This window comes from Rhizobium sp. Rhizsp42, assembly GCF_047304155.1.
Classification (GTDB): domain Bacteria; phylum Pseudomonadota; class Alphaproteobacteria; order Rhizobiales; family Rhizobiaceae; genus Rhizobium.
In genome coordinates this window covers 106,108-130,934 of the sequence record NZ_JBGLYS010000002.1, presented here as the reverse complement: position 1 = coordinate 130,934, position 24,827 = coordinate 106,108, and the positions used below count along the sequence as shown (strand labels likewise).

General features: G+C 61.8%; 23 protein-coding genes. 10 read left to right on the top strand and 13 right to left on the bottom strand.

Features of this window, described 5'->3' with window-relative positions:
• Positions 1-206: 206 nt before the first annotated feature.
• The gene (locus ACCD05_RS03375; RefSeq protein WP_112949428.1) at positions 207-968 is read right to left on the bottom strand and encodes an alpha/beta hydrolase; all 762 of its coding nucleotides are present in this window, start codon (positions 966-968) and stop codon (positions 207-209) included.
• A gap of 48 nt (positions 969-1,016) precedes the next feature.
• Positions 1,017-2,786: a cytochrome c biogenesis protein DipZ gene (locus ACCD05_RS03370; RefSeq protein ID WP_112949458.1), complete on the bottom strand. Its 1,770-nt coding sequence runs from the start codon at positions 2,784-2,786 to the stop codon at positions 1,017-1,019.
• Positions 2,787-3,094: 308 nt separating this feature from the next.
• Here ACCD05_RS03370 and ACCD05_RS03365 point away from each other — a divergent pair, with 308 nt between their 5' ends.
• From ACCD05_RS03365 to ACCD05_RS03355, 3 genes are all read left to right on the top strand, one after another.
• A complete protein-coding gene (locus ACCD05_RS03365) occupies positions 3,095-4,135 on the top strand; it encodes an alpha/beta fold hydrolase (protein ID WP_112949427.1) in 1,041 nt (346 codons plus the stop codon).
• A gap of 96 nt (positions 4,136-4,231) precedes the next feature.
• Positions 4,232-4,972, top strand: coding sequence for a response regulator (locus ACCD05_RS03360; protein WP_112949426.1), 741 nt, complete (start codon positions 4,232-4,234; stop codon positions 4,970-4,972).
• A complete protein-coding gene (locus ACCD05_RS03355; RefSeq protein ID WP_112949425.1) occupies positions 4,969-6,285 on the top strand; it encodes an ATP-binding protein in 1,317 nt (438 codons plus the stop codon). The genes ACCD05_RS03360 and ACCD05_RS03355 overlap by 4 nt, the downstream gene beginning before the upstream one ends.
• 97 nt (positions 6,286-6,382) lie before the next feature.
• Here the strand turns inward: ACCD05_RS03355 and ACCD05_RS03350 are convergent, their stop codons facing one another.
• Entirely contained in the window at positions 6,383-7,381 is a 999-nt protein-coding gene (locus ACCD05_RS03350; protein ID WP_413391237.1) for an NAD(P)-dependent alcohol dehydrogenase, read from the bottom strand.
• Positions 7,382-7,962: 581 nt separating this feature from the next.
• On the opposite strand from ACCD05_RS03350, the gene ACCD05_RS03345 reads away from it, so the two are divergent.
• Together ACCD05_RS03345 and ACCD05_RS03340 are read left to right on the top strand one after the other, a co-directional pair.
• A complete protein-coding gene (locus tag ACCD05_RS03345; RefSeq protein ID WP_047504242.1) occupies positions 7,963-8,379 on the top strand; it encodes an organic hydroperoxide resistance protein in 417 nt (138 codons plus the stop codon).
• A 21-nt stretch (positions 8,380-8,400) separates the two neighbouring features.
• Complete coding sequence (locus ACCD05_RS03340) at positions 8,401-8,529, top strand: hypothetical protein (protein ID WP_413391131.1); 129 nt, start codon at positions 8,401-8,403, stop codon at positions 8,527-8,529.
• A gap of 94 nt (positions 8,530-8,623) precedes the next feature.
• Here ACCD05_RS03340 and ACCD05_RS03335 read toward each other — a convergent pair whose 3' ends face one another.
• Positions 8,624-9,814 (bottom strand): acyl-CoA dehydrogenase family protein, encoded by a 1,191-nt coding sequence (locus ACCD05_RS03335; RefSeq protein ID WP_112949423.1) that lies wholly within the window; start codon positions 9,812-9,814, stop codon positions 8,624-8,626.
• A gap of 370 nt (positions 9,815-10,184) precedes the next feature.
• Here ACCD05_RS03335 and ACCD05_RS03330 point away from each other — a divergent pair, with 370 nt between their 5' ends.
• Entirely contained in the window at positions 10,185-11,333 is a 1,149-nt protein-coding gene (locus tag ACCD05_RS03330; protein WP_112988767.1) for a hypothetical protein, read from the top strand.
• Between the two features lie 82 nt (positions 11,334-11,415).
• Here the strand turns inward: ACCD05_RS03330 and ACCD05_RS03325 are convergent, their stop codons facing one another.
• The 6 genes from ACCD05_RS03325 to ACCD05_RS03300 form a co-directional block, all read right to left on the bottom strand.
• Positions 11,416-12,429, bottom strand: a complete 1,014-nt coding sequence (locus ACCD05_RS03325) for a LacI family DNA-binding transcriptional regulator (protein WP_112949421.1) — start codon at positions 12,427-12,429, stop codon at positions 11,416-11,418.
• Positions 12,430-12,537: 108 nt separating this feature from the next.
• Positions 12,538-13,818, bottom strand: coding sequence for a D-tagatose-bisphosphate aldolase, class II, non-catalytic subunit (locus ACCD05_RS03320; protein ID WP_112949420.1), 1,281 nt, complete (start codon positions 13,816-13,818; stop codon positions 12,538-12,540).
• Between the two features lies 1 nt (position 13,819).
• On the bottom strand, positions 13,820-14,764 hold the full coding sequence (locus ACCD05_RS03315; protein WP_112949419.1) for a sugar kinase: 945 nt from the start codon (positions 14,762-14,764) through the stop codon (positions 13,820-13,822).
• 19 nt (positions 14,765-14,783) lie between these two features.
• Positions 14,784-15,746: an ABC transporter permease gene (locus ACCD05_RS03310; RefSeq protein WP_018898013.1), complete on the bottom strand. Its 963-nt coding sequence runs from the start codon at positions 15,744-15,746 to the stop codon at positions 14,784-14,786.
• Positions 15,743-17,260 (bottom strand): sugar ABC transporter ATP-binding protein, encoded by a 1,518-nt coding sequence (locus ACCD05_RS03305; RefSeq protein WP_112949418.1) that lies wholly within the window; start codon positions 17,258-17,260, stop codon positions 15,743-15,745. The genes ACCD05_RS03310 and ACCD05_RS03305 overlap by 4 nt, the downstream gene beginning before the upstream one ends.
• A 174-nt stretch (positions 17,261-17,434) precedes the next feature.
• Positions 17,435-18,328 carry a substrate-binding domain-containing protein gene (locus ACCD05_RS03300; protein WP_112949417.1) on the bottom strand — a complete coding sequence of 298 codons (894 nt, stop codon included), beginning with the start codon at positions 18,326-18,328 and terminating at the stop codon, positions 17,435-17,437.
• Between the two features lie 393 nt (positions 18,329-18,721).
• Here ACCD05_RS03300 and minC point away from each other — a divergent pair, with 393 nt between their 5' ends.
• The 3 genes from minC to minE are packed head-to-tail and all read left to right on the top strand — an operon-like array spanning position 18,722 to position 20,545.
• A complete protein-coding gene (gene minC / locus ACCD05_RS03295; protein ID WP_112949416.1) occupies positions 18,722-19,444 on the top strand; it encodes a septum site-determining protein MinC in 723 nt (240 codons plus the stop codon).
• A 31-nt stretch (positions 19,445-19,475) separates the two neighbouring features.
• Entirely contained in the window at positions 19,476-20,291 is an 816-nt protein-coding gene (gene minD / locus ACCD05_RS03290; protein ID WP_018896961.1) for a septum site-determining protein MinD, read from the top strand.
• A complete protein-coding gene (gene minE, locus ACCD05_RS03285; protein ID WP_018896962.1) occupies positions 20,288-20,545 on the top strand; it encodes a cell division topological specificity factor MinE in 258 nt (85 codons plus the stop codon). The genes minD and minE overlap by 4 nt, the downstream gene beginning before the upstream one ends.
• A gap of 58 nt (positions 20,546-20,603) precedes the next feature.
• On the opposite strand, the gene ACCD05_RS03280 is transcribed toward minE, so the two are convergent.
• A complete protein-coding gene (locus ACCD05_RS03280; RefSeq protein WP_018896963.1) occupies positions 20,604-20,834 on the bottom strand; it encodes a hypothetical protein in 231 nt (76 codons plus the stop codon).
• Positions 20,835-21,046: 212 nt separating this feature from the next.
• Positions 21,047-22,147, bottom strand: a complete 1,101-nt coding sequence (locus tag ACCD05_RS03275) for a siderophore-interacting protein (protein WP_112949415.1) — start codon at positions 22,145-22,147, stop codon at positions 21,047-21,049.
• A 357-nt stretch (positions 22,148-22,504) separates the two neighbouring features.
• Here ACCD05_RS03275 and ACCD05_RS03270 point away from each other — a divergent pair, with 357 nt between their 5' ends.
• Positions 22,505-23,497 (top strand): substrate-binding domain-containing protein, encoded by a 993-nt coding sequence (locus tag ACCD05_RS03270; RefSeq protein WP_112949414.1) that lies wholly within the window; start codon positions 22,505-22,507, stop codon positions 23,495-23,497.
• A 51-nt stretch (positions 23,498-23,548) separates the two neighbouring features.
• On the opposite strand, the gene ACCD05_RS03265 is transcribed toward ACCD05_RS03270, so the two are convergent.
• Entirely contained in the window at positions 23,549-24,814 is a 1,266-nt protein-coding gene (locus ACCD05_RS03265; RefSeq protein ID WP_112949413.1) for an ABC transporter substrate-binding protein, read from the bottom strand.
• Positions 24,815-24,827: the final 13 nt, after the last annotated feature.

Sequence of the window (24,827 nt, the reverse complement as noted above, 5' to 3'; positions counted from 1 at the left end):
TTCGAGGCAAACGTCGGCGTAGACAATCAAGCCTGCGGCGTCGACGGTTATTGGGTAGTGCCCTTACTATTCCTCGCAGCCGCCGCGTCAAGAGCTTTTGGCCGTGAACTTCTCGTAAGTGGTTGGATGAACGGGAGAGGGAAACGCGTTGTCTTCGCGCTCCCCTCTTGTCTCTTATGTCCAGACAATAGCCTAAGGCCAGGTCTCTACTTCCCAGCCTCATGCGCGGCGGCTTCGATAACGGCCGCGACCTTGTCCGGCTGCGAGGCGAAGACTGCGTGGCTTGCCTTGATCTCCGTCACCGCACTTCCCGCGCGCTTTGCCATGTCGCGCTCAAGCGCGGGGTTGATCGACCGGTCGTCGGTCGCAACCACGGACCAGCTCTTCTTTGTCTTCCAGGCGGGATCAGCGCCGATCTTCGCCGCGAAGGCCTGCTTTGCCGCGAAGACCTGCGACTTGGCGAGAAAGGCGGCGTCGTCCTTGGGCAAGTCGGCGGCGAAGTCGTTGGCGAAGGCGGCGGGGTCGAGGTAGAGATATTGTCCGTCCTTCGTCTCGCGGATGTTCATGCCGCCCGCCGGCTTGGAGCTTGCCAGCGACAGCAGGCTTTCGCCCTTGTCCGGCTGGAATGCGGCGACATAGACGAGGCCCGCGACATGGGCGTTGTGGCCAGCCTCGGTGATGACCATGCCGCCATAGCTGTGGCCGACAAGCAGCGTCGGGCCGTCCTGAAGATCGAGTACGCGATTGGTGGTGGCAACGTCGTCGGCAAGCGAGGTGATCGGTTCCTGCACGATCGTGACGTTGAAGCCGCGCTTCTCCAGGATATCGGTTGCCTTGCGCCATCCGGAGCCATCGGCGAGCGCGCCGTGGACGATGACGATGTTCTTCACCTCGGCGGCTTCGGCCGCGTAGGCGACAACGCTGGTGGCGCATGCAAGGGCGAGGGTGGCTATAATGCGACGGTTCATGGAAGTGTCTCCTTTGGATTGACCGTGAGGTTGGGTAGAGGGTTAGCTTCAGCCGAAGGTGAAGGCGTAGGCTTCGACGCCGGGGTCTAGAAAGCGAATCTGGAAGTTGTGCGCCTCGATGTCGCCGACCTGGCGGACAAGCTGATAGAGCCTGGTTGAGGTGACGGTGCCGTTGCCATCGGCGTCGGTGTCCGCGCCGTGGTTGGCACCGGGCGCCTTGCCGTCGATCGTCACCTGGAAGCGGACGGGCTTTCCGGATGCGTCCGGACCGAGGACCAGATGCAGGTCGCGGGCGCTGAACCGGTAGGCGATGCCGCCATCCGCCTGCTCAAGCGTTGCCTGCTCGCGGCCGATCGTCCATGCGCCCGACAGTCCCCATTCGTTGAGGCCGAGATCGCCGACCGAGTAGGTTCTGTTGGCGTCGTTGTGCAGGCCTTCCGGCGAGGCGAAGTTGGTGGCCTGTTCGTAGCCGATGTAGGTCTCGCCGGAACGGATGTCCTTGAGATCAGGGCTTGCTTCCGTGCCCTTGGCATCCGGCGCTACCGTGCTGGCGGTCACCTTCGCGCTGCCGTTTTCGCGGATCAGGTCCTGGATCGCCTGTTCGGTCTGGCGATAGTTGCCTTCGCCGAAGTGGTGGTAGCGGATCTGGCCCTTGGCATCGATCAGGTAGTGGGCCGGCCAGTAGTTGTTCTCGAAGGCGCGCCAGATCTTGTAGTCGTTGTCGATGGCGACGGGGTAGGTGATCTTGGCGTCGGCGACGGCCTTGCGGACATTGTCGATCTTCTTCTCGAAGGCGAATTCCGGGGCGTGTACGCCGATCACGACAAGACCCTGATCCTTGTACTTCTCGGCCCAGGCCCGAACGAAGGGCGTGGTGCGGATGCAGTTGATGCAGGAGTAGGTCCAGAAATCGACGAGAACGACCTTGCCGCGCAGCTGTTCGGCGGTCAGCGGTGGCGAGTTCAGCCATTCGACGGCACCGTCAAGCGATGGCGCGATGCCTTCGACCGGCAGGCTTGCCTTGAACGGCAGGTTGCCGGCGGCGGTCATTGCACCGTTGCTCGCGACCTCGGCGGGTGCCGCCAGATCGCGCCTTGCGTTGAAACGGTCGAGAACGGCCTGTTCGAACGAGGTCGTGCTGGCGTAAGACAACCGTGCCAGAAGGCCGGTATCGGCGCCGAGCGCGATTGCGGCGGCGCCGGCAAGGACTGCAGCACCGAGTACCTGGCGAACACGCTCGCTGACACCAAGCGACTGCTTCATGCCGGCAAACACCTTGCCTCCGACGAGCAATGCGACGGCAAGCGAAGTGGCCGCCCCGGCTGCATAGGCGATGAGCAGAAAGGTCGTTTGCAGATTGGCGCCCTGCAGCGCGGCACCCGTCAGAACGAGCCCAAGGATCGGGCCGGCGCAAGGCGCCCATAGGAGACCGGTCGCGATGCCGAGGGTCAGCGAGCTTAGCGCCGTCGGCGCAGCGCCCGGCTTGCCGGAGGCCTTCACCAACCGGTTGCCGAAATCGACGACCGGCTGCGTGATCGTGCTTGCGACCCGCGGCGACAGCAGGCTGACGCCGAAGATGGCGAGCAGGGTGAGGGCTGCGAGGCGACCATATTCATTGGCGTGGATCGCCCAGCTGCCGCCGACCGCCGCAAGCGACGCGACAACCGCGAAGGTGGCAGCCATGCCGATCAGCATCGGCAATGTGCTGCGCAGAAACGGCTGGCCGGCACGGGCGAAAACGAAGGGAAGGATGGGCAGGATGCAGGGGCTGAGGATGGTCAGCGCCCCTCCGAGATAGGCAATGATGAGAAGCGTCATCGTCGTCTCCTTTGAAACCAGGTGCGGATGCTGAAGGGCGACTGGCTCGATCAGCAGTGACGACAATCTGTTGTGATGACGTATCCGGGATGTGTCCGGCCTCTAGGAGAAGTGTGTCGAACTGTAGCGATCGCGGGCCGTGCTAGAGCGAAACAATCGGCAGCGAAAAGGTTTGGCGATTGTATCGCAATGTATCCGGGCGGGCGGGAGCTACAGTCGTATGCAATAACGGGCCGCCGGCGACACATCGGGGATACACGGCGCCGGCTTTATGGCGATCATAGTCAACACGGACAGGAGAGAGACCCATGACCAACGCAATCAACCTCGATCGCCGCCGCTTCTTCGGCATCGCCGCAATGACCGTCGCCGCTGTCGAGTTCGGCGCCGCGACGCTGGCAAACGCGCAGACCGCTGCTGCTTCGCCTGCAAACAAGGTCGGCGGGCACCAGTCGTTTGAATCGCTGAAGCAGATCAATGCCGGCGTGCTCAATATCGGCTACGCCGAGGCCGGCCCGGCAAACGGTCCTGTCGTCCTGCTCCTGCATGGCTGGCCTTATGATATCTACAGCTATGTCGACGTTGCTCCGATCCTCGCCAAGGCCGGATACCGCGTGATCGTCCCCTATCTTCGCGGATACGGCACCACCACATTCCTTTCCAAGGATACGCCACGCAACGGCCAGCAGGCCGCGCTCGCAGCAGACATGATCGCGCTGATGGATGCGCTCAAAATCGAGAGCGCGATTGTAGCGGGCTACGACTGGGGTGCGCGCACCGCCGACATCATGGCTGCCCTCTGGCCGGAACGCTGCAAGGCACTGGTATCCGTCAGCGGCTATCTCATCGGCAGCCAGGAGATCAACAAGAAGCCGCTCGCGCCGAAGGCCGAGCTTGCCTGGTGGTATCAGTTCTACTTTGCCACCGAGCGCGGCCGCGCAGGCTATGCCGCCAACACTCGCGACTTCGTGCGGCTGATCTGGGAAACCGCGTCCCCCACCTGGAAGTTCGACGACGCAACCTTCGATCGTTCGGCACCCGCCTTCGACAATCCCGATCACGTCGACATCACCATCCATAACTATCGCTGGCGTCTCGGCATCGTTGAAGGCGAAGCGAAGTACGATGCCTATGAAAAGAAGCTGGCCATGGGCCCCGTCATCACCGTGCCTACCATCACCATGGAAGGCGACGCCAATGGCGCGCCGCATCCCGACCCGTCGGCCTATAAGGTCAAGTTCTCCGGCCGCTACGAGCATCGCAACATAACCGGTGGCATCGGGCACAACCTGCCGCAGGAAGCGCCCGAGGCTTTTGCCCAGGCCGTGATCGACGTCGCGTCGTTCTAAGGTGATCGGCCACCGCGCGAAATCCCCTTTACTCGCGGTGGCCGACGCGAAACTAATGGCTCACTTCAAGGCTGCGAATCGTGTGAAAGACGAGACATGGAGCACATTGACCATATTCTGATCGTGGACGACGATCGTGAGATTCGCGAGCTCGTATCGAGCTACCTGAAGAAGAACGGCCTGCGCACGACCGTTGCCGCCGATGGCCGCCAGATGCGCAGCTTTCTCGAAGGCAATTCCGTCGATCTGATCGTGCTTGACGTGATGATGCCGGGTGACGACGGCCTGGTGCTTTGCCGCGAGCTCAGGGCCGGCAAGCACAAGGCGATACCGGTGGTCATGCTCACGGCGCGTGACGACGAGATGGACCGGATCATCGGGCTCGAAATGGGCGCCGACGACTATCTGCCGAAACCCTTCGCAGCGCGCGAGCTTCTGGCGCGGATCAAGGCGGTGTTGCGCCGGACGCGCATGCTGCCGCCCAATCTGCAGATCACCGAGGCCGGGCAACTCCTGACATTCGGCGACTGGCGGCTCGATACCGTCGGCCGCCATCTGCTCGACAAGGAGGGAACCGAGATCGCGCTGAGCGGCGCCGAATACCGGCTGCTCCGTGTCTTCATCGATCATCCCCAGCGCGTGCTCAATCGCGACCAGCTGCTCAACCTGACGCAGGGCCGCGATGCGGAGTTGTTCGACCGCTCGATCGATCTTCTGGTGAGCCGCGTGCGCCAGCGGCTGGGCGACGATGCGCGCGAGCCGACTTATATCAAGACGGTGCGCGCCGAAGGCTATGTCTTCGCCGTTCCCGTGGAGATATCGGAGCCGAGGACATGAGTGAGGCGCGCCCTCGCATCGGCTGGTGGCCGGGCTCGTTGCGCTCCCGGCTCTTTCTCATCCTATTTGCCGGTCTGGCAATCGCCTATGGCTTGTCGTTCAGCATCCTCTTTGCCGAGCGCTACATGTCAGCCAAAGCCGTTATGCTGGGCACGCTGGAAAGCGATTTGGCGACCTCGATCGCCGTCATCGATCGTCTGCCCGCCAATGAACGGGCCGACTGGGTCGATCGCCTGAGCCGCGGCAATTATCGCCTCGTTCTCGGTCCGGGGCTTCCCGGCGTGTCCGACATGTCCGGCCGGGGCGCCGAGATCGCGGAACGGATCGAGGAGGCGGCGGGTCACAAGTTTCCGCTCAAGGTCGAATCCATCCCCGGTGACGGCAAGAGGCTCCAGGCCCATTTGACGCTGTCCGATGGTGCGCCGCTGACGATCGACGTCACGCCGCGCGGCGTCATGCCGCTGGCGGAGTGGCTGCCTTACGTCTTCGCAGCGCAGATGGCGCTTCTCCTCATATGCACGTGGTTTGCCGTACGCCTGGCCATTCGTCCGCTGAGCGCGCTTGCCGCCGCCGCCGACACGCTCGATCCGGCCAAGAAGGGCGAGCCGATGAGCGAGCGGGGGCCGAGCGAAGTCGCCCACGCCGCACGCGCCTTCAACGCGATGCGCGACCGGATCGCGCATTATCTGGAGGAGCGCGTGCAGATTCTGGCTGCGATCTCGCACGACCTGCAAACCCCCATCACCCGCATGCGGCTGCGCGCCGACATGGCCGACGATTCGCCGGAGAGGGACAAGCTGGTCAACGATCTCCGCGAGATCGAGCGGCTGGTGCAGGACGGCATCGCCTATGCGAGAAGCTCGCATGGCAGCGGCGAGAAAAACTCCCGTATCGATCTCTCTTCTTTCATCGACAGCATCGCCTACGATTATCAGGACACCGGCAAGGCCGTGACCGTGCTCGGCGTCGTTCAAGGCACGGCGTCGACCAAGCCGCATGCGCTGCGGCGGATTCTCACGAACTTCATCGACAATGCGCTGAAGTTCGCCGGTAGCGCCGAAATAGCCGTCGAGCGGAGCGGGGAAGGCGAGGTCGTCGTCACCGTCTTGGATCGCGGGCCGGGTATTCCCGACGATATGCTTGAAAGCGCCATGCAGCCCTTCTTCCGTGTCGAGACATCACGCAACCGCGAGACTGGCGGAACCGGCCTTGGACTGGCGATTGCCCAGCAGCTGGCCGGAACGATCGGTGGCTCGGTGCGGCTCTACAATCGCATGGATGGCGGCCTCGCGGCCGAGGTTCGGTTCCGCTAAGGGCCAGTCCCCTGCGACCTCGGCCGCCACGCCAGCAACTCCAGCCTCGTAGCAGCATGGAAAATGCTGCTACGAGGGGCTCTTAAGCGCGCGGACGTTAGCTCAACGTCGACATGTCCACAACGAACCGATAGCGAACATCATTCTTCTCAAGGCGCTCGAAAGCCTCGTTGATCTGGTCCGCACGGATCAGTTCGATATCCGCGACGATTCCATGCTCGGCGCAAAAGTCCAACATTTCCTGAGTTTCGGCGATGCCGCCGATATTGGAACCGGAGAAGCTGCGCCGACCCTTGACCACGTTGAAGGCGCCAATTTCGAGCGGTTTTGCGGGCAAGCCGACCAGAACGAGGTTGCCGTCGATCGCCAGAAGATTCAGGTAGCTGTTGACATCATGAGAGGCCGAGACCGTGTCCAGGAGGATGTCGATCTTGGAGCTGAACTTCTTCATCTGTTCCGGATCGGTGGAGAGAACGGCTTCGTGAGCACCGAGACGCTTGGCATCCTCAACCTTGGACGGAGACGTCGTAAACACGACGACGTGCGCACCCATCGCCTTTGCTATGCGTATCGCTACGTGGCCGAGCCCGCCAATACCCACGATCCCGACGACTTTCCCTGCTCCGGCGCCCCAGTGCTTGAGCGGCGAGTACACGGTGATGCCTGCGCATAGAAGTGGCGCGGCGGCTGCGAGATCAAGGTTTTCGGGAACCCGAAGAGTATACTTTTCCTTGCAGACATATGTTTGCGAGAAGCCGCCATAGGTGATGCCGCCGAGAACCCTGTCCTGGGAATTATATGACAAGGTCGTACCCTCGACACCTTCGCAGAACATTTCAAGGTCACGGTGGCAGGCAGGGCATGTGCCGCAGGAATCGACGATGCAGCCGACTGCTGCAAGATCTCCAACCTTGAACGAAGTCACCGCGGAGCCTACGGCTGTCACTCGTCCCACTATTTCATGCCCGGGCACCATCGGATACCTGCTCGCGCCGAAGTCGTTCTTCACCTGATGAAGATCGGAATGGCAGATTCCACAATATAGAATGTTGAACTGCACATCATCGGGTCGCAAGTCACGACGTTCGATGTTCATAACGCCGAGCTGTTGGTCCGATGCTTGGGTGCCTACGGCTTTGATTGCAAGGGTCATATCTGGTCTGCCTTTTAGAATGATGCTTCTCGTCACGTCGCGACAATGCCCGCCATGGGCAGCATTCGCGTACCGGCGTCGTGCTCAGCCGGGATGCCGGCACTCCACGCGAGGCCGAACTATATCGACGTCTTATGCCTACGATTAGTCGAATGAACTGGCATAACCCTATGATGCCCATGCATGAATGACGGTCGTCTAACATCAGGCCGGTGACGAACAGCCCAGCCACGTTCCGCGAAGCCTACGTGCCACGGGCGGCAAATATATCGCCGGGTAGCATCAACGGATACGGCTTTGAATGCCCTGGGTGCGGGTGAGACACTTGCGACTTGTTTCACACCAGAATGAAAAAGCTTGTGGCAGCCAGCCCACGCCCAAATGTCGACGAAGCCGTTGCCTACGTTCTGATACACTTCCAGCATTTTCCGAAACATGCCGGATACGCTGATCCATCAAAACACTCCCTGTCACCGGACGTCGCCCAAGCGACAAAACAAAGCGACGCAACAAAGGAGTGTTCCATGACCAAGATCGATACCGTTCTCTACACTGGCAAGACCCACACCACAGGCGGCCGCGAGGGATTTGCCCGCAGCGATGACGCGCAGCTCGACATTCGCCTGTCGCCTCCCGGCAGCGGCAAGCCGGGGACCAATCCGGAGCAGCTCTTTGCAGCCGGCTGGTCGGCCTGCTTCATCGGCGCGATGACCAAGGCCGCCGGGAAGCGCCAGCTCAGGCTCCCAGCCGAGACGGCGGTCAACGCCGAGGTCGATCTCGGAACCACCGATGGTGCCTATTTCCTGCAGGCGCGCCTGGCGATCAGCCTGCCGGGGATCGATCCCGAACTCGCCCGCGCGATCGTCGAGGATGCGCACCAGACATGCCCCTACTCGAAGGCAACGCGTGGCAATATCGCCGTCGAGCTGACATTGGTCTGAGAGGGCGGCAGGGGAGATGTTATGATGAAGATAGCTGTCTTCGCGATCATGATCGCGGCGGTCCTCGCATCGCCCTGCATCTACGATGCCATGTCGAACGAGTTGTCTCCGCTCGCCAGCGCGCTGGCCCTTTCCGAGGTGGCGTATTGACGGAAACAGCGATCGACCGGGTGGTCGATCGCTGCCCTCGACGTATTCAGATGCCAGCGGCGACGCCGGCGCGCTCGTCTTCCCGCGTGGTACGCTAAAAGACGCTACTTGCTTGTGGTGTCACGCCGTTGAGATGGTAGTTGCCGACCGCGTGGTATCGCTGGCGTGTGGGATCATGCGCTGCATGCGTACACCCGTCATGCCAAGCGCCATCGGTTGCCGCGCCGTCATTGTCAAAGAGCAGATCGGTGAGTTCGCGCAATGCATCAGAGGTCTGGACGGCGATCTCCGATGTTACGGCTTGAGCAGCGGCGGCGGCAAGCGTTGCGGCAAGGACGCTGTCTCCCGTTGTCTCGACCTGCGCGATATCGATCTTGAGGCCGGCGCTTTCGACCAATGCCGTTGCCGCCTCCAGCCTGATTGCAATTTCTCCCACTCTGGCGATCGTCTTCGGATCGTCCGATGCCTTGCCTCGGACAGTCCAGGGGTACGAAAGTGCTTTGATCACATCGATCGTCTCGGCAAATCGCGCGCGCGCGATGCCGAGATGGATGCCGGCGTCGATGATCTGGCCAGCGGGACAGATCGTCGTCGGGCGTTCAAAACCCTTGTAATGCGGAATGACGGCATCGGCCTGAACGTAGGTGTTGTTGATTATCGCGGTATCGCTTGGTGCGCTGCCGCTTATGTTCCTGATCGTTTCGATGCCGGCGGCGCCGGGCGGCACAAAGGCGAGGCTCAGCTTGTCATCTTCATTCAGCGCGAAGATCGCGATCCAATTCGCCGAGGCTAAGTCGGCGGAGCAGGACTCTCGACCGTTGATCCGATAGCCAAGGCCGTCGCGTTCGATCCGTGTGCCGAGTGTGCTGCTTGCGGTGGCGTCGCGTTCCTTGCCGGCGAAGATGTCGCCCGAAAGCGTGCGCTGGAAGAAGAAGCTCTTCTGCTCTTCACTACCATCGGTCCGCAATGCCTCAAGAATGTAAAAATGGTCACGCGGGATCTCGCCAATATGCTCATCGGCGGCCGTCAGGATCGCGATCACTTTCGCAAGAATGGTGTTCGAGACGTCAATCCCGCCATATTCCGGCGGAACCGTTATCGCCAGAAGCCCGGATTGCGCCAATGCTTGGCACTTTTCATGTAACGATGTCGGCGCTTGATCGGTATCTGCTCTCTCCCGCAGACGATGCGCCAACTGGTGCGCCGCGGCAATCGCCTCCTCCTCGCTTATCAAACGTGCCGTCAGCTGCCGAATTCGATCCGTTGGGTAGGGTATCGTGTCCATCTCGCTCTCCCAGGCTGAGGTTCATAATGGATGGGAGATCGGAAGAGGAAAGGAAAGAACATTAAATCCATAAACTATTGCGGGATTGAAAAGTCCTTTCCTCAGCGCCGCGCGCCTTTCCGGCTCCGTTCGATCTGCCGGGCGGGTATTATTGTCAATGTCGGGGCGGCGTTAAGCTTTCGTTAGGCAGCTTCGTTGGCTGCCCCGCGCACGTCAGGAACCTACCGCGTGCTCGCAGCTTTACTCATATACGATTGTCGAACGGTCGCAGGCCCACATCGGTCTCACCGCATCGCTCTCGAAGTGCGCACTTCCGCTTTTTTTGACCCGAGGCACAGTCCTCTTCAGGACATAACGGAGGAGAAAAATGATGTACATGAAGTCAACTATTGCCGCATTGGCCGCAGGCTGTGCCAGCGTCCTCGTTCCGCTGCCATCCGCAGCCTTTGATATCGGCGGCTCCAACGGGATCAGCGTCAACGGTAGCGGCGGCGGACTGAACGTGTCCATTGGCGGCACGAATGGGGTCAACGCCACCGTCGGCGGCGGCTCGAACCTCGCGAATGTTTCCGTCGGCGGGGCCAGCGGCGTGAACGCGGATGTCGGAGGCAACTCTAGCGGCGGTCTTGGTGTCAACGCATCGGTTGGTGGTTCCGGCGGCATCAACAGTGCCACCTCCGTCGGCGGCACCGGCAGTTCGTCCGGTGGCTTGGGCGTCGGTACCACAGCAACAATCGGTGGAACCGGCGGCGTCAACGCGGATGTCGATGCGGTGATCGGCGGTTCTAACCTTGCGACCGTGAACGCCCTCGCCAATGTCGGATCTGGAGACAACACGCTCGCGGACGTCAATGCAAACGTCGCGATTGGCGGCGAGGCTGCTGGCACGAGTGGTAACCCTGCCGGATTGGTCGATCTTGGCACAACTGTCAGCGTTGGCGGCACAAATGGCGTGAATGCCGATGTCGGCGCTGCGGTGGGCGGCTCGAACGTCGCGACCGTAGTTGCAGTCGCCAATGTCGGCGCCGGCGATAATACGCTTGCCGATGTCAACGCCAATGTCGTGGTCGGCGGAAACACCGCCGGTTCCGGTGGCAATGGCTCGACAAGTGGTCCGCTGCTCGACACCGGTGTCACGGCCAGCATCGGCGGTTCGGGCGGTGTGAATGCGGATGTCGATGCCACCGTAGGCGGCACGGGCCTTGCCAGCGCCAACGCGATGGCCAACGTCGGACTGGGGGACAATACACTTGCCGAAATCAGCCTTGCCATCCCGTCGACGACGACACCCTCCGGCCCGGGTTCCGTCGATCCTGGCACCCCCGGCACCGGCACGGGCGACAACGATAGCAGCGATAGCGGCGCAACCCCTGAACGGGATCGCAGCCTTGCGATGATCAACGACATGTCGGCCAGGGATCGTGCGAAGGCAAAGACGCGCTGCAAGGACGTCGTGCGATCGGGTGGCTTTGAAGCCAGCTTGGTCAGCCTTTGCAAGATGGTCATTGCCACCCGCTGATGTCATTGCATTCGGGGCGTCGGCATCGGCGCCCCGATACACATGAGCAGATGTCCAACGCGTGAAACGAATGGCGGCTGGTTTATGCGGATTGTCTGAGAATGATCTCTGCGTTCAGCAGGACTTGCTCAGGCACGCTCAACGCCGATCCTTCGGCCTCCTGGTCCAGTTTCTGCAGCAACAACTGCATGGCGATGCGGCCTATGTCGTTGTAGCTCTGCGCGACGGTCGTAATCGGCGGGCAGGCATAGCGTGACAGTGGGTGGTCGTCGTGGCCGGCAATGCGCAGGCTGCAATCGGGCGTGCGGCCGATCTTGACGCCGGCCTGAAAGGCCGCCGCGATGGCCCCGAATGCAACGCGGTCGTTCGCGCAGAGAACTGTCGCGGTCGGGAAGCCGCCCCCCTCGAGAATTCGCTTCGTTTCGTCATAGCCAAATTTTTCGAAGTCCCAGCCTGCCGCCTTTTCGATGGGCAGCACGATCGGCTCCATCCGCAGTTCTGTCATCGCCTCGACATAGGCGGTCTCACGCGTCGAAGCATTGGTGTTGACCGACGGCATCCCCAGGTAGCATGGGGGTTCCCCGGACCGGCACAGATAATCCACGATCAGCTGGAAGCTCTGGCGGTTGTTCGTGCCGACGAAAGGCGAGACATCGTCCAGTGGCGAATCCACGAAGATCAGCGGTATCGACGCCGACAGCGCAAGCAGCGTTTCGTGATGCGACTGCACGCCGAGCGGGGCGATGATGGCGCCTGCGACGTTCATCGATTTCAGCGTTTCGATGGCGCGCGCTTCCATCAGGGCATTGCCATCCGACGACAGCACGAAGGCGAGAAAGCCGGCATCGTTGGCGATGAGCTCGACCCGGCGCGTCAACGCCATGTAGAACGGGTCGGTCGAGTTGGGAATAATGATCCCGATGATGTTGCTGCGCCGGCGATTGAGATTGACGGCAAAGAGGTTGGGGCGAAAGCCGCTCTCCTTGAGCGCGGCCTCGATGATGTCGCGGGTCTTGCGCCGCACGGAGCTCGGGTCGTTGAAATACTTCGAGACCGTCGGCCGCGATAGGCCGACATACTCGGAAAAGTCCTCCATCGTTTTGATCGGCCTGTCTGACAAACGCGCGTCCCACCCGCTTTTTTAATCGATTGAAATATTTGACGCAGTTCAATCAAAACTTTTGCGCCGGTGCAAGCCGCGCCTTTAGGCGCGGCAGGCTTCGAAATAATCTTCCAATACGCGGTCGATGGCTGCGAGCGCCAGCGAACGTGCCTCCGGCTTGATCTTGCCATCACGCACGCCGACATAGGCGCCTGTGAGATACTGGTTGATCAGGGTCTCCGGAATCTGCACGCCATCCAGCAGCGAAAACAGTGCCTTCACCGCCGCGTCGATCTCCGGCTGCGGCCAATAGTAGCGGATACGGTCACTGTAGCTGAAGTGGCGCTGAATGTGCTTTTCGGCGTCCGTGCCGTGATAATACTTGTCCCAGTTCTTGGGATCCGCCGTCAGCACGCGCTCGATGGTCGCGACCAGCGTCTCCTTGCGCATGTCGGGAAACAGGAAGGCGGCGATCTGGTCGAGCCCGTAATAGGCCTCGCGCAGCGCAAAGGTCAGGCCGGGACCAACCTTGAGGATGGCGAAACCATCCATGACGAGCTGGCGCAGCATGTCGCGGCTCTGGTAATCGGTGGAGTGGGCCTCGAAGACCATGCCCGGCATGTCCGAAAGCGTGGCGCTCAGTGCAGCAGCCTTTTCAGGAGCGTAGGCAATGACGTTCTCGTTGCCGAATTCCACGCCCGGCTGGACCACGGCGCCGACAACACGGGAGAACGCATCCGACACGCCGGCGGCCTCGAAAGCCTGGCGGTGGATGGCAATGGTTTCGCGCGCAGCTTCCGGCTTGGTCACCTCGAGCTCATCAAGCTCTTCCATGGCACCGCCTGGGATCGGTACTTCCGTACCGACGATGTAGACCGGCTTGATGCCATCAGAGCTCTTCAGCGCCGCCTCGGCCACTGAGGCGAGCTTTGCTGCGCGCTCAGCGGTGATCGCATCGGGCAGGGCAATCGGCTCACCGGCGCAGCCCATGCTGGTGTCGAGATGCAGCTTGGTGAAGCCGGCCTTGGCGAAAGCCTCTATCATGGTGCAGGCCTTGGCCATCGCCTCGTCGGCGGGCAGGCTCTTCCATGGATTGGGACCGAGGTGGTCGCCGCCGAGGATCAGCTTCCCCAGCGGAAAGCCGGTATCGGCCGCGATCTTTTCCACGAAGGCGCGGAAATCGGCGGGCGTCATGCCGGTATAGCCGCCGTCCTGGTTCACCTGGTTGCAGGTCGCCTCGACGAGCAGGCATGCATCCTGCTTCAGCGCGTGCAGCATCGACGCCTCGATGACGAGAGGATGGGCCGAGCAGATCGAGGGAATGCCCTTTACGCCGTTGCCGTGGCGCCATTGTGCGATATCCGTGAGGTAGCTCTTCTGCATGTCAGGCTTGTCCTTGCGCTTTGATGAGGGCGTCGAGTTCGGCTTGGGTGGATGCGCCTTCCATCGGGCCGGCCTTGGTGACCGCGCGGGCGCCGGAGGCGTTTGCGTAACGCAGTGCTTCGGCCGGGTGCATTCCCTTCAGCCAGAAGGTGACGAAGGTCGCGCCGAAGCAGTCGCCGGCGCCGGTCGGGTCGACTTCCTCGACCTTGTAGCCCTCAAGATCGATCTGGGTGGTCTTGTCGAAGTAGCTGGAACCCTTTTCGCCACGCTTGATGACGATGGCCTTGATGCCCTTGGCGAGCAGCTCGGCGACAGCTTCTTTCTCCGTCCTCGCCTCGGCGAACAGGAACAGTTCCTCACCGCTCGGCATGAAAAGATCGGTAACCGATAGAACGGTCTGCAGCGCCTCGCGCATGCCGGGGCTATCGAGGATTTCAGGGCGCAGGTTCGGGTCGAAGGACACGGTGCCGCCGGCGGCCTTGATGCGTTCAACGGCAGTGAGGATGCTCTTTACCACGCTTGGGGCGTAGAGAGCGGTGCCCATGACGTGCATGTGCGTGCAGCCGTCGATCAACGCCAGCGTCTTCTCCGACAGCTCGATCTCGCCGCAGGCGCTGTGGCGGATGTTGAAGACGAAGGCGCGGCTGCCGTCCTCGCGGTAGCGAACGAAGGCGCTGCCGGTCGTGCCCTGCGGGACAACCTCGATGCCGGAGACATCGACACCGTCTTCGGTCAGGCGATTAATGTTGACCCAGCCGAAATCGTCGTCGCCGACGCGGGAGATGATCGCGCATTCCTGACCGAGCTTGCCGACCTGGTCGATGAAGATGGCCGGTGCGCCCGAAGGGAAGGGGCCGATCAGCGGCACGGCTTCGCGAAAGCCATTACCGCGATTGGTGGCGACGATTTCGACCAGGATTTCGCCGATGGTGAGGATTTTCGACATGGCTATCTGCTCTTGAAGTTTACTGCTTGGCGCGCTTCGAGCGCACGTCGAGATAGACGGCGACGAGGATGACGAGGCCCTTGACGATCAGCTGGTAGAAGTAAGGCACCGACAGCATGTTCATGCCGTTGTTGAGGACGCCGATGATGAGCGCACCGATCAGCGTGCCGATCATGGTGCCGACACCACCGGCAAGGCTCGTGCCGCCGAGAACGGCCGCGGCGATGGCGTCGAGCTCGTAGCTCATGCCGGCGTTGGTTTGGGCCGAGAACAGACGCGAGGAGAGCAGAATGCCGCTGATCGCCGCCATGATGCCTGATATCATGAAGATGATGATCTTCAGTCGATCGACCTTGATGCCGGAATAGAGCGCTGCCTCGCGGTTGCCACCGGTGAGATAGGCGCGGCGGCCGAACTTGGTCTTGCTGAGCAGGATGTGGTTGAACAGGAAGAGCACCGCCACGACCCAGATGACGATCGGGATGCCGATGAAGCTCTGGGTGCCGATAGCAGTCCAGGTCGGCTCCATGATCATGGCAGGCGCGCCGTTCGTCGGCAGGCTGACCATGCCGCGATAAATACCCATCGTGGCCACGGTGACGATGAAAGACGGCAGCAGGAATTTCGCCGTCAGCACGCCGTTGGCGAGACCCAAAAGCGCGCCGGCGGCGAGCGTCAGCACGAGTGCGGGAACGAAGCCCATACCGAACGCGAAACATTGCGCGCCGACCATGCCGGCGACAGCGATGATCGAGCCGATCGACAGGTCGATCTCACCGAGCAGAATGACCCAGGTCATGCCGAAGGCGGCGATCGCGATGACCGAAACCTGCTGCAGCACGTTCAGGAAGTTGGCAACGGACATGAACCGCTGGTTGGTGATCGAGAAGATCACGCAAAGGACGATCAGCGATAGGAAAATACCGCCATACTGCTTCATTACCTGCCGGAATGCGGCATTAGCTGCGTGTCTGTCGCTCATGATACAAATCCCGTAGCAAAGCTCATGATCTTCTCCGGTGTCATCTGATCGCCGGCAACGATGGCGGTGGCCCGCCCTTCGCTCATGACGACGGCGCGGTCGCTCATGCCGATGACTTCGGGGAGTTCGGAGGACACCAGCAGGATTGCCGTGCCTTCCGCCGCCAGCTGGCGGATGATCTTGTAGATTTCGAATTTGGCGCCGACATCGACGCCGCGTGTCGGCTCGTCGAGGATGAGGATCCTCGGTTTTGTCAGCAGCCACTTGGCCAGCACGATCTTCTGCTGGTTGCCGCCGGATAGCGATCCCGCCGAGGTTTCAAGCGACGCCGTCTTGATGGCGAGCCGGCTGACTTCCACCTTCGCGTCGTCGCGTTCACGGCGACGCTTGAGGAAGCCGAAGGAGCTGGAATAGTTGTCGAGCGCCACCATCGAGATGTTGCTCTCGACGCTGTGGCTAAGCACGAGCCCCTCTTCCTTGCGGTTCTCGGTCACGAAGCCGATGCGCCGGTTGATGGCATCGACGGGGGAGGTGATCGTCACCGCGCTGCCGTCGATCGAGATCGTGCCCGAGGTCGGTTGCGTCATGCCGAAGAGGGTCTTCATCACTTCCGAACGGCCGGAACCGATCAGGCCGAAGAAGCCGAGGATCTCGCCGGGGCGCACATCGAATGAGATGTTCTCAAACTCGTCGTGGCTGGAAAGGCCGCTCACCGCCAGCACCGGCTTTTCTGCAAGCTCAGGCGCCGGCACGTCGCGCGGCGGGTAAATCTCGTTCATGTCGCGGCCGACCATCAGGGCGATCAGCTCGTCGATCGTGGCTTCGGACTTGTCGCGGGTGGTGATGTAGCTACCATCGCGGACGACGGTGATGTCGTCGCTGAGCCGCATGATCTCTTCCATGCGGTGCGAGATGTAGATCACGGCCACGCCGCGTGCTTTCAGTTGCCCGATGATCTCGAACAGGATCTCGGCTTCGCTGTCGCTGAGCGAGGACGTCGGCTCGTCGAGGATGACGACCTTGGCGTCGATGCTCAGACCCTTGGCGATCTCGACCAGCTGGCGCTGGGCGATCGACAGGTCGCCGACGCGCTCCTGAACCGATATCGGCAGCTTCAGGTCGGCGACGATCGCCGCCGCCTGGCGCACCAGCGCCTTGTCGTTGATGAAGCCGGCCCTGGTCGGTTCGCGGGTCGCGAGAATGTTCTCTGCGACGCTCAAATTGTTGCAGAGGCTGAGTTCCTGGAAGACAATCGTCAGTCCCGCTGCCGCCGCATCCTGCGGATTGGCCGGCGCGTAGGGTTTGCCGTCTAGGAGGATCGAGCCCGATGTCGGCTGGTAGACGCCGGCCAGGATCTTCATCAGCGTCGACTTGCCGGCGCCGTTTTCACCGAGGATCGTATGAACCCGGCCGGGCCGAACCTTCAGCTGCATGTTCTTCAACGCGGTCACCGCGCCGAAGACTTTTGTAATGTCCTTGATCTCGAGGATCGCGTTGTCGCCGGAGGTTTCCATGGCGTCACCTTTCACCAAGAGCCGCAGGCATCGGGCGGATGCGTGGGGCGCTCTGATTTGTCGCGAGGATATCGCTGCTTTCCGGCGGCCAGCCCTTCGAAAGAACCCGGCCGCCGGAAGGAGCGGTCACTGTGCGATACTTGGGACCTTCGCACAGTGCGCCTTGGGAGGACTTTACTGCTTCTTGACGTAAACGCCGGGAACGATCGGCTGCTCGGCGGGCACGTCCTTGCCGGCCTTGATGTCCAGCGCTGTATCGACGGCGAGCTTGCCCATCTGGTCCGGGAACTGCTGGATCACGCCGACCATGTCGGGATCGCTGTCGACAGCCTTGATCGCCTCAGGCATGCCGTCGAAGCCGATGACCTTGACCTTGCCGGTCAGGCCGGACGACTTGACTGCAACCGCTGCAGCAAGAGCCGCGTCGTCGCCGAAGCCGAAAATGCCGTTGATGTCAGGGTTTGCCTGCAGCATGTTCTGCGCGACGGCGAGAGCCTCGGCGCGGGTGATGCCGGTCTGGATCGATACGATCTTGATGTCGGGGTGCTTGGCAATGGCTTCCTTGAAGCCGTTGACGCGGTTCACGACCGACTGGACCAACGGATAGTCGATGATCGCGACATTGCCCTTGCCGCCGAGCTGCTCGGCCATAAGTTCGCCGGCCTTTACGCCGCCGGCATAGTTGTCGGTGCCGATGTAGGACGAAACCTTGGCGCCTTCGACCGGAACGTCGACGGTGATGACCTTGATGCCGGCTGCCTCAGCGCGGGCGACGGCTGCGAGCGCGCCCTTGCTGTCGACTGGCGACATGATGATGACGTCAACGCCCTTGACGATGAAGTCTTCGATGTCGGCGAGCTGCTTGTTCAGGTCCTGATTGGCGATCGCGATCTCGACGGAGACATTCTTGGCCTTGGCTTCAGCGGTGATCGCCTTTGCAAGCTCGTTATAGAATGGGTGCTGCTGCGTGAGAAGCGACGCGCCAATGCCTTCAGCCTGTGCGGAGAAAGCGGCGAGCGTGAAGGCGGCGGAAACGAGCAGCGGCTTGGCGATGCGAGAAATAGTCAATTCTTCCTCCCGGAAACGTGTCGAGGCCTGTGCTTGGGGCCGTCGGATCTGGCCGCCTCCTGAGCCAACCGACGCCGCCTATTCATCATTAAACTTTGCGCGCGTCAACTTTAAAATCTGTGTGCGTCAATTTAGTTGGTGAGAACGGAATGCCTCGGGCAACCATTGGGCCGCGAAATTCCGGCCCGAATTTGTCGGCTTTTGGTTGCTCTTGGTGGCTCAGGCGGTGCCAACGTAGCCAGTTTCGGGCGGTTCCCGGTGCGTGGAATGAACGCCGAACCAGCCCCGAAAAATGTCGCGCGAGCAATGTCGGCTTCACGCTGTCGCGACCTGGCGTTAACCTTTTGTTAACCAAATCATCGTTAATAAATTCTCAACGATTTCTTAACGTAGATGACCAAATTGCTAACAGACGCCCGCTCCATCCGTATCAAGGGCCGCTCGTTCCTGGCGGTGATGCTATCGCCGGACCTACCGCTCGATGACTGGCTGGTGCGGTTGGATGATCTGGCCGCGCGATCGGCCGGCTTCTTCCTAGGTCGCCCCGTCGTGCTCGATATCAGCGAGCTGGAGGTTGATCGCGCGCAATTGAAGGAGCTGATCGCGGCGCTCGGCGAGCGCAATGTCAGCATCATGGGCATCGAAGGCGGGCGTCCTTCGCTGATCGGACCGGGCATGCCGCCGGCGCTTAAGGGCGGGCGTCCGGTTTCCGATTTCGAAATGCCGCAGAACGAACCTGTGCTCGAAGCGCCACGCAAGCCTGACGCAATCGAGACGCGGCAAACTCCGCAGTCACTGGTTATCCGGGAGCCGGTTCGCTCCGGGCAGTCTGTGATTTTCGCGGAAGGCGACGTGACCATCATCGGGTCGGTCTCATCAGGCGCGGAAGTCATCGCCGGCGGTTCGATCCATGTCTACGGCGCCTTGCGCGGACGGGCGATGGCGGGGTCGTTGGGCAATGCCTCGGCTCGCATCTTCTGCCGCAGGCTCGAGGCTGAACTGGTTGCCATCGATGGCATTTACAAAATGGCGGAAGACCTGGAGCCGGGGCTTCGCGGACAAGCCGTCCAGCTCTGGCTGGAAGACGACGCGATCAAGGCCGAGAAACTTAGCTGAGCCGAGGTTGGCCAGATATTAGGAGAGAAAGATGGGGAAAGTCATCGTCGTCACTTCAGGCAAGGGCGGAGTTGGAAAGACAACCTCCACCGCGGCACTTGGAGCGGCTCTTGCACAGAGAAACGAGAAGGTCGTCGTGGTCGACTTCGACGTCGGGCTGCGTAACCTCGATCTGGTCATGGGCGCCGAGCGCCGGGTCGTCTACGACCTGATCAACGTCATCCAGGGCGACGCCAAGCTGTCGCAGGCGCTGATTCGCGACAAACGCCTCGAGACGCTCTTCCTCCTTCCTGCCTCGCAGACACGCGACAAGGACAACCTCACGGCAGAAGGCGTCGAGCGCGTCATGGCCGACCTGAAGCGCCATTTCGACTGGGTCATCTGCGACAGCCCTGCCGGCATCGAGCGCGGCGCGACGCTTGCCATGCGCCATGCCGATGTCGCCGTCGTTGTGACCAATCCTGAAGTCTCGTCGGTTCGCGATTCGGACCGCATCATCGGCCTGCTCGATTCCAAAACGCTCAAGGCCGAGCGCGGCGAGCGGATGGAGAAGCATCTGCTTCTCACCCGCTATGATGCGAACCGCGCCGAGCGTGGCGACATGCTGAAGGTCGACGACGTGCTGGAGATCCTCTCCATACCGCTGCTCGGGATCATTCCTGAGAGCATGGACGTTCTGCGCGCGTCCAACATCGGCGCTCCGGTCACGCTCGCAGACAGCAAGAGTGCACCCGCCATGGCTTACTTCGACGCCGCCCGCCGCCTGGCCGGCGAAGAGGTGGCGATGACGGTGCCTGGCGAGAAGCGCGGTATCTTCGGCAAGATTTTTGGAAGGAAGGCCGCATGAGCATTTTTCGGCTTTTTGGAAAACAGAGAACCGCACCGGCTGCTCGCGAGCGCCTGCAGGTGCTCCTGGCTCACGAGCGGTCGTCGACCGGTTCCGATCTGATTACGGTTCTCCGCGAGGAAATCCTCGCCGTCATCGCCAAGCACGTGCAGGTCGACAACGACCGCGTGCATGTGAAGATGGACCGCGATGAGCACATGTCGATCCTCGAGATCGACGTCGAGATTCCGCTGAACGCAGCCCGCGCTGCCTGAGCGAGAATAGGGGAGGCGGCACATAACGTGCCGCTTTCAAATGACGGTGTGGCGGACTTCAGTCCTGTGGACCGCCAGGCTGCCAGTTGTTTTTGGCCAGTTCCCACTCGCCATCGGCGCCGATCTCGACGCGTTTGTTGCCGCGATAGAATATTGGCGTGCCCGACTTCTTATCGATTGCGAAGCGGCTCGGCGAAAACTTCGCCTTTTCCTTGCCGTCCAGGGCAAGCGCCAGTGCTTCCTTGAATTTTCCGCTTTTGCATAGTGCCATGAACTGGGCTTCATTCATCGGAGCACTCCTTATCGACACGTGCCGCTGTTCGACCGACATACGCGGCCGCAAAGGTTGAGAGCGTGACCTACTGCAGACACATGGCGTTCCGCAAGCCGAATGTCACCTCAGCGTCCGCTGCGGCCCAGCGATGAATGAGGCGGATGTCTTCGCTCCCATCACCGCTCTGCCGATGCCTGTCCCTATAAAGGCATGCGAGGTCGCCCCGATCAACCGGCCATTAGTCCGGTGAAGCCTCGCCTCCAGTAGCCGGCAGCCAGCGTCTGGTCGCGCCCATAGGACAGCGTGTCGCGCCAATACTCGCGGATCTCCTTGGTGGCCTCGTTCTCGGAGGCGAACCAGCCGAAGCTCGAGACGCCCTCGGGCCAATCCACCGCGCGGATCGCGCGGACCAATTCGCCGTGCTCGCCACCGGGAACCCCGTTGCGATGGATCCAGCGAAGCTCGATACCCTCGGGATGTGTGATCGGTTGCTCGTCGGTCGCGCGCGCGACTTCCACGAAGGCATGGCCGCGCGCATCGGCCGGCAGCCGCTCCAGAATTCGGCTCAGTGCCGGCAATCCCGTCTCGTCGCATCCCATGATGTACCAGTCCGCCGGCCTCACCGGGCGGCCGAGCGGTCCCATGATGCCGACCTCGTCGCCTTTCTTCGCATGCATGGCCCAGGCGCAGCCGACACCTTCATGCGCGCCATCGCCATCGCCGTGGACGACGAAATCGACATCTATGTAGCCTGCCTTCGCATCCATCTCGCGAATGGTGTAGACGCGTGCGACCGGCTTGCGCTCTTCCGATGGCCAGAACGTCAGGCCGTTCGGCCCGGCGATCGGCCACACCGGCTCGGGGACATTCGCTGTCGGAAAATACATGCGGATGTGCATGCTGTTGGGGTTGTCGAAGCGCTCGAGATGGCTGCCCGTCAAACGTACGCGTCGCATGCCCGGCGTGACCTGCCAGGCGCGCTCGACGCGCATGAGCCGGAAGGACGAGAGTGTCGTGTCGCCGGCGAGATCACCCGACCAGACGAATTGCGGCTTTTCGCTCTTCGCGTAGAGTTCGACGGCGACGCCGAGTAGTTCCTTGGCGCGGCGAAGGCCCTCTTCGTCCACAGATGAGGCTTCCATCGTCAGCTGCTCGGGCGCCATGTCGAAACGCGCGGAGGCGAAGGGGAATTCGAAGGTCACGCTGTCATCGGTCTGTACGACGGCGGCGTCGAAGCTCGCCAGCCGGTCGACGATCAGATGCAGGTATTCAGGCAGCTTCAGCAGGCGGATATCAGTGCTGCAACGCAATCGTGTGGGTTCGGTCATCGGGTATCACCTCGGGTAAACGACCGGGGAATGGCAAGCCATCCCCGATGGGACATCGGACACCCCGATCCCGCCCGTGGAATGATCCCGAAGCTCGTGCTGCTGCCATTACCTTTTGTACCTGCCTTAAAGTGCGCATGTACGGATCGGTATAGGCGACGTTTCAACGGTTTTCTACACCCATACCGGCTTTAGACGTGCGCAAATTTGCCGATCGGCAAGGCGGCGGCTGAATTGTGCTCATCGGGGGTGAAGGGGTGCGACAAGGTGCAACCGCGCGTATTCTTGCGCGCGCCGCGCCATCCCTGCTAAAGCCGGCTGCGGGAGGCTCTGTCCGAGAACGCGGGAAAACGATCCATGGCGACACTGCGCCAAGTTGCTGAACGTGCGGGCTGCTCCACGGCGACGGCGAGCCGCGTTCTGAACCATAGCGGGCCAGTCAGCCCCGCGATGGTCGGCAAGGTGCGCAAGGCGGCCGGCGAACTCGGCTATCGCGCTCCCGGCGCCACTGCCAAGGGCGGGCGACGCCCCGTCATCGGCGTGCTCGTGCCGAGCCTCACCAACCCCGTCTTCGCCGCGTCCCTGTCAGGCATCCAGAATCGCATGCTGAGCGCCGGTCACAGTGTGCTGATCGCCCAGTCCAATTACGATCCGCTGCAGGAGGCGGATGCCGTATCGGGCTTGATGAGCGAACGGCCGACCGGATTGATCCTGACCGTCTGCAACGGCCTGACCAGCCAGGCGCTCCTTGGCGATTTGCCGCCAACGGTGCTCTTGCACAATCTGCCGACCGAGCGTCATCCGGCTGCCGTTACCGTCGACAATTTCGCTGCCGGCCGCGACCTCACGCGCTATCTGCTGCAGATGGGGCACGAGCGAATCTTGTTCGTGTCCGGCAGCTTTGCCGCTTCCGACCGCGCCGCGCGCCGCTACCAGGGCTATCTCGAAGCGTTGCGGGAAGTCGGGAAGCCGCCGCTCGATGCGATGCAGATCTCCTTCGTTTCGGAATACGACCAGATCGACATCCTGACCGCCATCCGGGACGGTCGCCCGACCGCGATCATCGGCTCCAATGACCTTCTGGCGCTGGGGGTGATCGCAGCGCTCCGTCGCGAAGGTCTGTCCGTGCCGCGAGACATGTCGGTCGCAGGCTTCGATGGCATCGTCATCGGCCGACTGATCGATCCGCCGTTGACGACGATGAACATGCCTGATGCCAGCATGGGCACCACGGCGGCGTCGCTGCTGCTTGACATGGTCGAGAACGCCGCGCCCGATCGGCATCTGGAGCTCGCCTACTCGCTGCACAAGGGCGGGACCGTCCGCGATCTGAACCAGTCATCCAAATAGAAAGAGCCGCCGCACGGGGTGCGACGGCTCGATACGACCATCCGGTCGCGCTTAGCTGCGCGGCAGCATGCCTTCGACGTCGGCGGCTGCGTCGTCGAGTGCTTCCTTCGGCGCCGACGACTGGTCGACGATGCGCGAGAGGTTGTCGACGATCGTCTGGGTGACGCGAACACCGTTGGAGCCCGGGAAGGCGTACCACGGAACCATCAGCGGCATCTGCTTCAGGCCGGCCTGGAACAGCGGGTTCTTGGCGTAGAAGTCACCGAGATAATCAGGCGACTTGGCGGCCAGCTCGTTGTTGGGAACGTAGCCGGTGCCCGGTACGACAACCGAGGCGCCGTAAGGGCCGGCCGCGAACTTGGCGAACTTCCAGGCGGCTTCCTGCTTGGCGGCATCCTTGGTCAGGATGACGACGGCGTTGCCACCGGTTGGCAGGTGACCCTTGGCGGGGTCGAGCAGCGGCAGCGGAGCCGTGCGCAGGTCGAACTTGTCGCCGGCGTTCTTGATGGTGTTGCGCAGAGCGCCTGTTGTCTGGAACTCGAAGCCGACCTTGCCGGCCGCGAATGCCTGCTCGCCGGCAGACTTCGTGAACACAGGCAGGCCGCCTTCCTTGACCATGCGCTCGATGACTTCGCCGGCCTTCTGGCCTTCCGGACCGTTGAAGGTGACCTTGCTCTCGTCTTCGCTGAGCATGGAGCCGCCGGCGCCGAAGAGCAGCGCCGAGAACATCCAGTCGTCGCCCTGCCAGCGGAAGTCGATACCATCGACGCCGTTGCCGAGCGCCTTGATCTTACCGCCGAGCGCGATCACTTCGTCCCAGGTCTTCGGCGGGTTCTCGGGGTCGCCACCGGCGGCCTTAACGAGATCGGCGTTGTAGTACATAATCGGGGTCGAGGTCGCGAAGGCGAGGCCGATCTGCTTGCCCTTGACCTGGGCGAGCTTCAGGATCGTGTCCGAGAAGCCCTGCTCGGCCATGTTGCCGTCTTTTTTGACGAGCGGGCCGAGATCGACAGCGACATCGCGCTCGTCGATCATGCGCAGGCGGTTCAGGCCGATGAAGGTCAGGTCAGGCATTTCCGACGTGCCGACCTGGCGAAGGATCGTCTGGATACCTTCTTCATAGGTCGCAGACGGGCTGGCGAACTGGATCTTGATATCCGGATTTTCTTCCATGAACTTCTTCGAGATCGTGTCCATCACGTCCTTGAAGAAGCCCGGCATCGGGTAGTGGACCGTCAGCGTCGTCTCGGCGAAGGCCGGTACGGTTGTCGCCATCGAGATGGCCGCTGCGGCGAGAAGCTGGGTGATACGTTTCATCGCTCGTTCTCCT